This is a genomic window from Vibrio sp. McD22-P3, from assembly GCF_021568915.1.
Taxonomy (GTDB): Bacteria; Pseudomonadota; Gammaproteobacteria; order Enterobacterales; family Vibrionaceae; genus Vibrio; species Vibrio mediterranei.
This window is the reverse complement of sequence record NZ_JAKGTN010000036.1, coordinates 1-13,829: the sequence shown is the minus strand read 5'-3', so window position 1 is coordinate 13,829 and position 13,829 is coordinate 1. Positions and strand designations below refer to the sequence as shown.

Genomic DNA, 13,829 nt, shown 5'->3' with positions numbered 1-13,829 from the left:
TGGTAAAGTTGGTTTAATAAAGCGAATTAATTAGCAAACAGCACTCTCATTTCGTTTAGAAATCGATCATACTTTACCCGGTGTTCCTTTACCGGGGTCTTAGTGCACCCGCACACACTTACATCGGTAAGTACCTGACCCTATTTAAAATTGCATATTTTGTGTATTTTTAGGTACTAACAATGAGTTCTATTTTTACCCATCCAATCTCAATTAACGAACTTGGTTGGAAAACATTTTTTCAACAGCAACTGACATTAGAAGAATACGACGGTATCGTCCTAGGGCGCGTCATTGCGCATCATCGCAGCGGATATGTTGTCTGTACGGAACAACAAGAGTTCCATCTAGAACATCACATTCATTATCCTCAGATGACGGTTGGTGACTGGATTTTACTCGATGAACAACATCGATTTCTTCGCCTTCTTGATCGCCGTTCTTTGTTCAGTCGCAAAGCGCCTGGTTCAAAAGTAGATGAGCAATTCATTGCCGCCAACGTAGACACGGTTTTTATTGTTTGTTCGCTCAATTACGACTTCAATCTAAGTCGGATAGAGCGTTACCTCACTCTGGTGAATGAAGCGAGATCCGAAGCGGTTATCGTGCTAACCAAAGCAGATCTCTGTAACGATGTAGATGACAAGCGACAACAAGTACAAGCGCTTGACCCATTCTTGATCATAGAAACTGTGAACGCACTGGATAGCGATACATTACAAGGATTGCGCTCTTGGTGTGGCAAAGGACAAACCGTTGCCTTCATGGGCTCATCTGGCGTAGGTAAATCCACTTTGGTGAACACCCTGATGGACGACCAAGCACAGGCAACAGGGTCAATTCGTGAGGATGATAGCAAAGGTCGTCATACTACGACGTCTCGCTCGATGCACAAGATGCCAGAAGGCGGTTTGTTACTCGATACCCCTGGAATGAGGGAAATTCAGCTAACCTCGAGTGAAGAGGGATTAGCAGAAACGTTTAGTGACGTTGAACTTTTGGTCGAGCAGTGTCGATTTAGTGATTGCCAACACACCAATGAACCCGGCTGCGCGGTGCGTAAAGCACTTGAGAATGGAGATATCGACGCAAGGCGCGTAGATAACTACTTTAAACTGATGCGAGAACAAGCTAGAAACAGCGCTTCATTAGCGGAGAAAAGAAGTAACGACAAACAACTTGGCAAGTTTTATCGTTCTGTTCAAAGCGAGAGTCGACATCGTAAAAAAGGCTATTAGCATTAGTCAGTTAACGTTGTAAATATGAATCAAAAGACCGCTTTTACGCGGTCTTTTTTTGATAGAGCTTTACGATACACTTTCTAATTTCATATCAGTAATACACGTATTATCCATAATACTTGTTCCTATCACTTTGGTTGCTTTCTTGCCTTTATAGTTCACTATAATCTCAAGGTGTTCTCGGTCCCTAGGTAACCATAAGTCAATGAATCCGTTAGGATTGGTTTTAGCCATTTTGAATAAGAGCTGCCGATGACTATCCTTATCATAAACGGTGACGCCCATTTTCTCGTTTTGCAACTCACCTGTACAACCCGTCGGTAAGTGCATATCACAAGGGTGCATTTTGTTTAGATAAGGTGCAATTGAGACTAGGAACTCCTTCTCAAGTGGCACTGCCCCAAGGCTGCCATCTTTGAACTGTCCAACAATCTTTGTTGGTTTCACTTGAATAGAAGCTTCACCAGTACGAAACATAGCATTCGCCTCGTCTAGCGCTTCATGAGGTGTCAGTTTGGAAAACTCTGAACCTTGACTCGCAAACACACCAAAACTCGCTAGCATTGAAGCAACTAAGATTAATCTACGCATCGTATTCACCCAAAGAAGTAAGCAAGAGCGAATACAACCACACCAATGATTGCGATATATTTAAGTGCAGTGCCCATACTTGCTCCGCCGCCTGCTGGCGCTTTATTACAACATCCCATGATGTTCCCCTTCTGTCGTTAGCCTACGAACCAAACTAACCTTTACCCTAAGGGGAGGGTCAACAGAGAATATTGATAAAAAATCATATAAAACAACCCAGTATCTGATAAACGATATTCCATTTATGATCATTTCGAATGGATTGGCTGTAGAACTGGGCAAATGAGACACACAACAGTCCCTCTAGAATTTTCATTATCACGCTGATGTTTTGAATACTGCGTTGTACAAAAACATCAATTTGGTAACATTTATCAAAACAATAAACTATAAATTGCAACAAATACCACAAATTTTATCTAAAAATAAATTATATGTAGACACATTAATTTGCATGGATAATATAAAACGCGCAAACACACTTTTTTACAAAATAAAGCCGACCAATCTTCGTCGAAAACTCTTATCTAAACGAATAGGAGTCGTCAAACGACATTAGGTCCGGCACCACTTATACAGGGATAAAAAATGCAAAGTTCTAGCTTGTTAGCTCGCTATGCCAATGGCAACCTGGTTCTCCAGATCCTAGCGGGTATCGTTTTTGGTGTTATCCTCGCACTCGCTTCTCCTTCAACTGCTCAAAGCTTCGGAATGCTTGGTAGCCTGTTTGTCGGAGCATTGAAAGCTGTTGCCCCAATTTTAGTCTTCATTCTTGTTGCAGCTTCTATTGCTAATCAAAAGAAAAACCAAACCACTCACATGCGCCCAATCGTGGTGTTATATCTAATTGGTACTTTCTCCGCATCATTGACAGCGGTATTACTAAGTTTCCTTTTCCCAACGGAGCTCACCCTCGTTGCTGGTGCAGAAGGTGCAACACCACCTCAAGGTATTGCAGAAGTCCTTCACACGTTGTTGTTTAAGCTTGTAGATAACCCGGTCAGTGCGTTAATGAACGCGAACTATATTGGTATTCTAGCTTGGGCAATTGGTCTAGGTTTAGCACTACACCACGCATCTGATACGACAAAAGCAGTGTTCGAAGACCTGAGTCATGGTGTTTCACAGATCGTGCGCTTTATAATCCGCCTAGCGCCATTTGGTATCTTTGGTCTTGTAGCTAATACATTTGCAACAACGGGCTTTTCGGCACTTGCTGGTTACGCGCAACTACTATTCGTTCTACTTACTGCAATGGCGATCATTGCCCTTGTTGTGAACCCAATCATCGTTTATGTAAAAACCAAAGAGAATCCATATCCACTTGTATTCCAATGCCTTCGTGAAAGTGGTGTAACGGCTTTCTTCACTCGTTCAAGTGCGGCAAACATTCCAGTCAACATGACGCTCTGTGAAAAATTAGACCTAGATGAAGATACCTATTCAGTCTCTATTCCACTAGGTGCAACCATTAACATGGCTGGTGCTGCGATTACAATTACTGTGCTAACACTAGCAGCGGTTCATACTATGGGCATTGAAATTGATATCCTGACAGCATTGCTACTGAGTATTGTTGCTGCAGTATCAGCATGCGGCGCATCAGGCGTGGCTGGTGGTTCTCTACTGCTCATCCCTCTAGCATGTGGTCTATTCGGTATTTCGAACGATGTGGCGATGCAAGTGGTTGCTGTTGGTTTTATTATCGGCGTGATTCAGGATTCAGCAGAAACAGCACTGAACAGCTCAACAGACGTAGTGTTCACTGCGGCGGTTTGTAAAGCAGAGCAGAACAAATTGAGCTAACATTGTACTCAAACAAAAACAAAGGGCTGCGCATCGCGCAGCCCTTTTTCGTTTTATAACGACCCGTCTCTACGGGTCTACCTTAATGATGCTCAAGTGGTCTAGCTGATTCAGTAACTCTGACTGATGATTTCCTTGATCAGTCATTACATTACTATCGGCAATACCCAAGTCATTCCATCCAATACCCTCAAGAGTTATATCCGTTTGCTCACCATTGTTGGTGACACTGATAACTGTTGTCGCTGGATCAGTGTTGTCGTTCGGATCATCATTAACCGTAATGGTAATGTTTCCTAGCAAATCACCTAAATTGTCGTGATCTGGCAACAAGTCAGAGATATCCAACTTATCATCACCAATATGGAAATCCGTTACGGTTTGCTCTGCAGGGTTGGTTGTGGTGCCAGCACCTTCCTCAGTAAACAAGAATAAATCAAAGCCGTCTCCACCGGTAAGAATATCGTTACCGCCACCGCCGTAGATAATGTCACTCTCATCCGTACCAATTAACGTCTCAGATGCTCCTGTACCAATGCGAATTTGGTCGGGTAGCGTGAGCTGCTCAGATTGATGTAGAGCCAGTAGCACCTCAGTTGGCGTCATACTGTCCACTTCCTGTTGAGACACACCTAGAAGCGATGTCAGTGTCACACCTTCCAATACAATAGACTGTAACACTGCCCCACTATCACTGATCTCAATAACCGTATCACCAGACTGCTCTGACACACTCAACTGGTCTGTTAATTGCTGGTCCGCTTTAAAGTCGACTGCAGTTAGGTCAACCACATCATGTTTCACGTTTGGATCAGTGGCTGCAAAGTCACGTACATCAAAGTCTTTAATCGTATCCGTTCCAGCGAGACTCGCTGTTTCCCAACGGAAAGTATCTTGCGAATCAGTGTCCACACTAGTACCACCGCCAATAGGAATAGAGTTACCAAATAGCCACTCATCATCCGAGGTTGCGGTAAGAATGTCGTCAAGCGAACTATCGCCAATCTGACCTTTGTTCCCCGTCACTGTGATGGTAATTGGCTGTACGCTATCACCACCAGGAGCGCCATCTGTAGCTTCAATATAGAACGTCTCTGTAGCAGTTTGGTCTCCAGTGAGTGCATTACTGCTGCCAGTAAGTAATACGTACGCCCACACGCCAGTCGCCACGTTGAATGTAAGCGTCCCATACTGGCCTGTCGCAGTGAATGTATCACCACTCAATGTCCCGTTACGCAACGAGCGAGTCACCGAGGCACTATCCACATCGGTGATGTTCACTGTTCCGGACACAGAATCAGTCACACCTTCTTGAACACCTTTGGCAAAATCACCAGTGATGCTTGGCGCATCGTTGGTGCCTTGGATGGTTACTTTGACTGTCGATACGGTGCCATCCACAGATTTCACGTTAAAGGTATCATCGACCGATTGGCCCACATTTAAACTATTGAATGACTCGTTTGCAATATACGTCCAGTTTCCATCAGCATCGATAGAGAACGTACCATGATTACCTGCGACATTGGTCTGTTCCTGGAACTTATTGTCAGGATTATCGATATCTAAAGAGGTTAATGTACCACTTGTACTCAGCACCGCGTCTGTTTCCTGCAAGGTCACATCTGCACTGCTCACTGTAGCGGCATCATTAGTACCCGTGATGACTATCTTCACCTCAGAGGTAGTGCCATCAATAGAAGTCACCGTAAAGCTCTCTTCTGCTTTCTGACCTTCTGCTAGGTTATCGAAATTACTCTTAGCGGTGAATGTCCACACGCCCGCTGCCGTCAGGGTAAACGTACCTAAGTTACCCACTGTCCCATTTTGAGCAACAAATACGTTATTTGCATTATCAGGGTCATCTGCCGTCAGCGTCCCGTTAGCCGTTAGTATGCTGTTACTTTCTGTAAGGTTCTCAGTAGCAGCACTAATGTCTGCAGCATCGTTGGTACCGTTGATTTTCACCGTAACAGTCGATGGCGTGCCATCAACAGAGGTGACATCGAACGTTTCTGAGACGCTTTGACCGACGTTTAAATGATCAAATGACTCTTTAGCAACAAATGTCCAAACACCATTGGCATCAATACTGAACGTACCGTACGTCCCTACTTTGCTGCTAGGCGTAAAGGTATTATCCGCGTTATCAACATCACTAGACGTTAAGGTATCGGTAATTGTCAATGGAGCATCCGTTTCATCTCGCTCCACAGAGCCAACACTTACCGTAGCGGCATCATTGGTACCCTCGATCTTCACCGTCACACTCGTTGGCGTTCCATCGATAGTAGTAACAGCAAAGGTTTCTTCAACACTTTGACCAACATTCAAAGAATTGAATGCTTGGTTAGCCACAAACGTCCATTCGCCGTTGGCATCGATACTAAACGTACCGTATGTGCCTTGCTTATTGTTTTGAACCGTAAACGTATCGTCAGGGTTATCGACGTCCGTTGAGTTGAGATTGCCTGACATCTGCAGCGGTGCATCGGTCTCGGCATGCGTTTGAGACTCAGGAGCAACTATCGCAGCGTCGTTACGGCCTTCGACCGTGACTTCAATTGTCTGCTTGATTGCATCGCCTTGAGCCACACCACCAACCAAGCTCTCAATAAATAGGTCAAAGTTTTCAGTGACTGGACCATCGTTAAGACTGTTGGCTTTATCTTGGTCTAGTACGTACTCCCACTTGACACTTTCCGGTGTATCTCCTGCAATTAGCTTAAGCGTACCGTACGTACCTTGGATTTCCGTCACCATACCGGAGTTACTCAAGCTATAGCTGTGAGTATCGTTATGGTCAACATCAGCGATCGTCACCACACCATTAGCCGTGCCAGATTCTGCGCCTGCTGGATCTTCATGTACGGTACCAGTGGCAACGGTATTTGCAGCAACAATGGTTGGAGCATCGTTGGTACCTGTCACTTGGAAATTGACAGTAATAGTATCTGAGGCACCGTGTTCATCCGTGACTTTCACTTGATAGCTCAATGGACTAGACAGCGTTTCACCTTCTGATAAATATTCAAAATCACCAGTCAGATTAAAGGTCCAAGCTCCGGTCACCGGATCGACCGTCAATTCGCCTCTTGGATCACCAGAGACTACTTGCCAGTGATGGCTATCCGCCACATTAACAGTATCAACATCACCAGAGTCAAAGTTGCCAGTAAGCTGCGTCGTGGTGTTTTCCGTCGCCATTTGTTCGCCAATATCCACGATTTGCGGTGCATCGTTGGTACCGACAATAGTGATATTAATGACATGTTCGTTGGACTCTTCTGTTGCCGTTACGCCAGAACTGTCTGTCGCGACAACACTCACTTGAATAGTTTTAGTCTGCCCTTTGGCTAGCGCATTAATCTCTGGATTGTTCTCGTCAACCACGAACTTCCAGTTACCGTTGTTATCAACAGTGAACGTACCAAGATTTGAGTCTTGTTTTACAGAGAAGGTATGAGTGTCACCAACGTCAACATCGGAGACCGTGACTTTACCTGCCGCGGTGCTACCCAAAGCATCACTTACTGAGCCTGAAGCCGAGCCTGATACGGTTGGTTGATCGTTAGAACCGACTACCGTCACTTCTACTTTTTGAGTAACTTCAGCACCGAATTGATCGGTTGCGCGTATTGTGAACTCTTCCGTTACCGTGACGCCTTCACCTAATGATTGAACATGAGGCTTGTCGTTGAATAGAACGTATTTCCAAGTATTTGTAGATGGGTCAACGGTAAAGTGGCCGTAAGTACCATCCAAATTAGTAGGGTCTAGCGTAACAGTATCGTTAGTATCAAGATCATCTAATACAATAGCCTTAGTTACTGATACGGTTGTTCCACCGCTATCGATGACGTCTTCAGTCACAGTTCCATCAACAGTGGTCATCGTAGGTGCTTGGTTTTCACCCTGAATGTTAATGGTTAGAGTTTGTGTTGCTGTTGCACCTTTCGGGTCAGTAACGACGACTGTCCAAGTCTGCTCAATAGTTTCATTCGCACCCAACGCAATAATGTCTGGGTTATTTGGATCGACTTTATAAGACCATGTACCATCAGCATTAAACACCAACGTACCATAGGCATTATTAACGTTGTTAGGTGTAGCAACCCATGTATGATGCCCTTGATCTTGAGTATCAATATCAGTCACAGCGAGTTTTCCGGATATTGTTTGATCAACATCGTCGGCAACTATGGTTTCTTCAACATTAGCCTTGAGCGTTGGCGCATCATTTTGACCATTCACATCAATAACGATCTCGAGTGTTTGTGGCAAACCATTGTCATCAACAATAGTTTTTCCGTATTGATCTACAGCGTAAACCTCAAAAACATCGTGCTTGGTTTCTCCCTCTTGGAGTGATTGCACAGCTCTACTGTCATTATCTAAAGTAAAGACCCAAGAACCATCATCATTAACGACAATACTGCCATACGTTCCATTGCCATCAACTAAAGTCCAGGTAATCTGACTTCCAAGCTCTATGCTCGGATCTAGTACCAAAGGCCCACCTGCGTTATCCGAGCTAATGACAATCTCAGAAGGACCTGTACCTGTTTCATTACTATCGCTATTGTCTTCATTGGCAGTGATAGTCTTGACGATATATTTTTCATCATTCGGGTTAGGGTTTTCGAAGTTTTCGGCTGACCCTATTACCTTCACTTGCACTTCTCGGCGATCCGATTTAGTACTCGCTCCCTCACCAGCTTCAGTATCAGTCACGGTTACGTAGAATGTATCAAACACCTCTTTTTCGGCAGGAAGCTCTTTTGATGGATCCAATACGTACGTCCATTTACCAGTATCAGGGTCGATGGTTAACGTACCATATTCACCCTGTATATCTTCTACTGCCCATACGTGAGAATCACCTAGATCAGCATCATCTACACCCAGTACACCCGATATAGAATCTGTCACATCTTCGTGCGCTTCTCCGAGCAATACTGTGTCATCTTGAGGTTTTGTAATGTCCGTGTTGTAAGTAATTTCTGGTTTATCCGCAGAACCATTAATCGTGACATTGACGTCTATGTAGAACGGACCAACAACAATTCGCCATGACTCAGTTGCTGTCTCACCTTCATCAAGGCCTTGAACAAGCACAGAATCGTTGTCCAATTCATATTTCCAACCGCCAGTTGCCGTTCTAACAAGCTGCCCATAAACACCACCGTTTACGGGTATAAAGTTCGCACCTTGTGGGATAGGGAAAATGAAAGAGTCTCTATCAACCAATTGTTGATCTTCCGTGACTTCTAGTTCGGAGACATCAACAGGAATGATACCGCCGCTGCCAGAACCATCACCTGGATCTTGTTGACCTATAACATCAATTACGATTTCTTGACGGTTTGAAACACCGCCGTCGTTATCCGTCGCAACAACATAGAATTTTTCTTGTACCGTTTCACCCGCAATCAATGCTTGCGTCGCAGGTAATGAATTATCAAGAACGTAAGTCCATTTACCGTCATTGCCAAGAGTCAAGGTCCCATACGTGCCAACACCCGAAGGAGCGCTGCCCGATGCACCACTACTCTCTATTGACCAACTTACAATAGAACTGTTGTTGTCTACATCAACGGCAGACAATTGACCATCAGTTCGCGTAAGATCGATACCAAACTGTGCTGCCGTGCCATCTTCCACTACGGTACCTGTTGATTCACCAGAAATAACTGGTACATCATTTCGGCCTTCAATCGTAATCGTAATATCTTGGGTAACTGTTGCACCATTTCTATCTGTCACCAAAATGGTAAAGACTTCAGTCTCGGTTTCACCCTCGGCAAGCGATTGTAAAACATCATTTTTTGGTACAAATGACCATTTACCATCTTTATCGATTGAGAGCTCACCACTTAAACCGTTATAGACGTTGTGACTTTGTCCTGAAGAAATAACCACTTCGGCTTTATCGTCATTGTCATAATCAGTAAGAACTAATTGTCCCTCAATTGGTGTAGAGTCATCGCTGGTATCATCTGTTCCATTGTCCTCTACATAAGTAGCGGACACGTCTCCTGTGACAACTGGTGCGTCATTCTGGCCTTCAATTTGAATCGTAACGGTTTCAACAGAAGTAGCGCCTTGACTATCAGTTACTTTCACTTCAAAAACATCGGTAACAATCTGCCCAGGTTTCAATGCTCGGATTTCAGAAAGCTTGCTTTGTTGGTCATAGGTAAACGTCCACTTACCATTCGAGTCCATTGTAAGCGTGCCATATTCACCACGACCGTTGTTCGAATCACTGATTTCCCATTGATGAACATCGTCCGCATCAACATCACCAGAACTTAATTGACCCGATGTTGTATATTGACCCGCTTCTATAGCATCTTCAAAAATAACCTTATTTTGAGCGCCAGTGATGTTCGGTGCGTCATTTTCACCTTCGATAACAATCTTGATTTCTTGAATCGACTCAACACCATACTTATCTCTAACCCGAATCTGAACAGTGTCACCACCAGGTAATATGTCTCCCTTATCAAGCGAGTCCACATCTGGGTGGTTATTGTTCAGCACATAAGTCCACGTACCTGTGGCTTCATCAATACTGAAAGTACCGTATTGACCACTTTGCAATACACTCCAAGAGACGATTTCACCCTGATCTGGATCACCACCACCGATAACATTGTTATCTAGTTGATCTTGGGTCGGAATACCCGCAATGATCGTTCCACTCAAAGCGGCTCCATCTTCTATAACGGTATATTCAGGTTTAACAACAATTTCTGGTTCACTGTTGGTGCCCGCAACGGATACCGTAACAGTAATCGTGTCTGTTAAACCGCCAGCGTCCGTTACAACAACTTGGAAAGTATCTGTTACCGTCATGCCTGGTGGTATTGAGCGAGTAGCCAGTGAGTCACTGTCGAGCTCATAAGTCCACTTACCATTATCATCAACCGACAGCTGACCGTAGGTACCCGTCGCTTTCCCATTGACTGGATTCTCACCCTGAACCTGCCAAGAATGAGTATCAGTAGAATCAATGTCAGATACGGCAAGGTTACCCGTCGCCACTTCACGTCCTGGAGTGTCTTCGATAACACTACCAGTTGTAGTGCCCGCAAGTTCTGGAGCATCATTCGTTCCAGAAATATTGATCGTAATGGTTTGAGTATCAGAACCATTGGATTGACCTGAGCTGTCTTTAACCGTGACGGTGAAGGTTTCCGTTAGCGGTGTATCTCCCGGTCTCAATGCTTGCACAGACGGGTTGCTATTATTGAGGGTGTAAGTCCATTCACCAGTCACTGGATCGATAGAAATGTTACCGAACTGTCCTTTCCCGGTATTCAAAGACCAGGCATGTGTGTCATTGGTATCGACATCTCCTGGAGCAAGCTGGCCGACAAATTTGATAGGCTGAGAGGGGTCATTGTTAGGGAAATCATCTTCGGTAACACTACCTACAAAGTCTCCATTAATGACTGGCTGATCGTTGGTCCCCGTGATATTTAGAGTGATGGTTTTTTCATTAACGGCACCAAACTCATCGGTCACTTTGATGGTAAATGTTTCCGTGACTACTTCACCATGAGCCAATGCTTGTACTTTGCCACTTTGAGCGCTGGACGTTTCAAGATCGTATCGCCATTTGGTGACACCATTGGCATTCTCAAAAATAGTCAGAGTACCGTACTCACCAACACCACCGTTACTATCAGTAATTTCCCAAGTATGGTCATCGTTAGCATCAGGGTCTCCATCTTTCAAAGCTCCCGAGCGAGATTCAACACCATCTTCGACTAAGTTAGTATTGCCATTGATTTTAATTTTCGGTGCGTCATTGGTACCCGTAATATCAATGGATACGACTTCTGTACTCACTGCTCCGAACTCATCGGTCACTTTAACATTGAACGTAAGTTCTTTAGTTTCACCTTCTCTTAAAGCTTGGGTTTCTTTCGAACCATTCTTCAATACGAACTTCCACTGACCATCAGGTTGAACTACAAGGTTTCCGTATGGTGTTGAACCGTTGTCGACAGAGAAAGTCAACTGTGCATCGGCATCGATATCAGTACCGTGTAATGTACCAGTGGCAATTCGTGTACCAGCTACAGAAGTTCCGTCATCTAAATTTCCGGCCTCGACCACCGAACCACTTAAGTCACTTGCATTGGTGAACGTGGGTTGATCGTTAGTACCTTTTACCGAAATAGTAATGACTTCAGTATTTAGCGCACCCAACTCATCTCTTACCGTAACGGTAAAGTGAATATCCTGAGTTTGTCCCTCTTTGAGCGCCTGAGTTTCGGGAGAGTTATTATCTAATGTAAAGGTCCATTGGCCATCTGGTAAAACAACTAAGTTACCAAAGTCACTACTACCGTCATTGACGTAGTACGTTAGATTACTGCCGGCATCTGCATCAGAGCCAACCAACGTACCTGTCGCTTGAGTGACTCCGGAAACAATCGTACCGTCATCATTATTTCCGGCCTCAATTACAGTGCCGGTCAGATTGCTAGCGCTAGTGATCTGTGGTTGATCATTGGTCCCTGTAATATTGATTTTGACGACTTCGGTATTTACTGCACCAAACTCATCAGTGACCTTAACCGTAAATGAAAGCTCTTTAGTTTCATTTTCTCTCAGTGCTTGTGTATGTACAGAGTTGTTGTCTAATGTAAACTTCCATTGGCCATTTTCCTGAACAACCAATTCACCATAATCATTGCTTCCATTATCCACTGAGAACTTAAGCTGAGCATCCGCATCAACATCTGTCGCAGTCAATGTACCAGCAGCAACGGCGACACCCGCAACAACCGTTCCGTCATCTAAGTGTCCGGCCTCTGTGACAGCCCCATTAAGAACACTAGAACTAGTAAATGTCGGTTGGTCATTCGTGCCCTTAACGGTAATGGTGACGGTTTCAGTGTTAATCGCGCCTAATTCATCCCGTACTTTCACAGTGAAAGTAACATCGTGGCTCTGACCTTCTTTCAAAGACTGTACCTGAGAAGACGTATTATCTAGAGTAAACTTCCAGTCACCATCATCGTCGACAACCAATGTGCCATAGTCACTGCTACCATCATCAATTGAGAAAGTGAGGCTTGAGCCAGCATCTACGTCAGCACCAATCAGCGTGCCTTCAACCTCTGCAGTACCAGTAACTGGCGTGCCATCATCTTGATGTCCTGCTTCTTTTACATCGCCAGACAGATCACTTGATTGGGTTATCGTTGGTTTATCATTAGTACCTGTGATGGTAATTTTGACGACTTCAGTATCAGTCGCGCCAAATTCATCCGTGACTTTTACGGTAAAAGACAACTCTTTAGTTTCATTTTCTCTTAGCGCCTGAGTTAGCGAGGAGTTATTATCTAGTGCAAATGTCCATTGGCCATTTGGTTGAACCACTAAATTGCCATAACCCGTTGCTCCATTTTCAACAGAGAAGGTTAACTTAGCATCTGCATCAATATCTTCTGCATGCAACTGACCAGACGCAGATGGAGTTCCTGGAACAGCCGTTCCATTGTCCAAATGCCCTGATTCAATAACATTGCCCGATAGCTCACTCGAGTCAACAAAGGTTGGTTTGTCATTGGTACCTTTGATAGAAATGGTCACCACTTCATTATTAATAGCACCGTGCTCATCGCGAACTGTCACTGTAAAGTTGACGTCTTTTGTCTGCCCTTCTTTCAGAGCTTGAGTTTGCTCTGAATTATTGTTCAGCGTAAAGGTCCATCGACCATCTGGCAACACAACCATGTTTCCATAATCGCTAATACCATTCTCGATGTAATATGTCAGCGTGCTATCTGCGTCAACATCAGTACCAACTAACGTCCCAGTTGCGACATCCGTTCCAGGCACTGTAACACCAGAGTCCGTATGCCCAGCTTCAGTAACGGTAGCTGCGAGAGTACTGCTTGACTCATCGGTCACTTTGACCGTAAAGCTAACGTCTTTAGTTTCGCCTTCTTTGAGTGCTTGCGTCTCAGTCGTGGTGTTATCTAGCGTAAAGGTCCATTGGCCACCTTCTTGCACCACAAGTTTGCCGTAAGGACTGTCGCCATTGTCCACAGCAAACTTCAACTGTGAATCAGCGTCTACATCATCCGCAGTCAAGGTACCGGTAGCCGTTGGTGTACCTGATATAACATTGCCATCGTCATCATGGCCCGCTTCAGTCACAGCACC

4 protein-coding genes are annotated in these 13,829 nt (G+C 44.6%); 2 read left to right on the top strand and 2 right to left on the bottom strand.

All coding sequences use genetic code 11. The annotated features are described in order from the left end of the window. Positions 1-182 precede the first annotated feature (182 nt). Positions 183-1,238, top strand: coding sequence for a ribosome small subunit-dependent GTPase A (gene rsgA / locus L2W36_RS25905; RefSeq protein ID WP_062461805.1), 1,056 nt, complete (start codon positions 183-185; stop codon positions 1,236-1,238). A 69-nt stretch (positions 1,239-1,307) separates the two neighbouring features. On the opposite strand, the gene L2W36_RS25900 is transcribed toward rsgA, so the two are convergent. After that, positions 1,308-1,832 (bottom strand): CueP family metal-binding protein, encoded by a 525-nt coding sequence (locus L2W36_RS25900; protein WP_006070239.1) that lies wholly within the window; start codon positions 1,830-1,832, stop codon positions 1,308-1,310. 588 nt (positions 1,833-2,420) lie between these two features. Between L2W36_RS25900 and sstT the strand changes: the two genes are divergently transcribed. After that, positions 2,421-3,638: a serine/threonine transporter SstT gene (gene sstT, locus L2W36_RS25895; protein WP_006070241.1), complete on the top strand. Its 1,218-nt coding sequence runs from the start codon at positions 2,421-2,423 to the stop codon at positions 3,636-3,638. 69 nt (positions 3,639-3,707) lie between these two features. On the opposite strand, the gene L2W36_RS25890 is transcribed toward sstT, so the two are convergent. Beyond that, positions 3,708-13,823 carry a VCBS domain-containing protein gene (locus L2W36_RS25890; protein ID WP_236111953.1) on the bottom strand — a complete coding sequence of 3,372 codons (10,116 nt, stop codon included), beginning with the start codon at positions 13,821-13,823 and terminating at the stop codon, positions 3,708-3,710. Positions 13,824-13,829 lie beyond the last annotated feature (6 nt).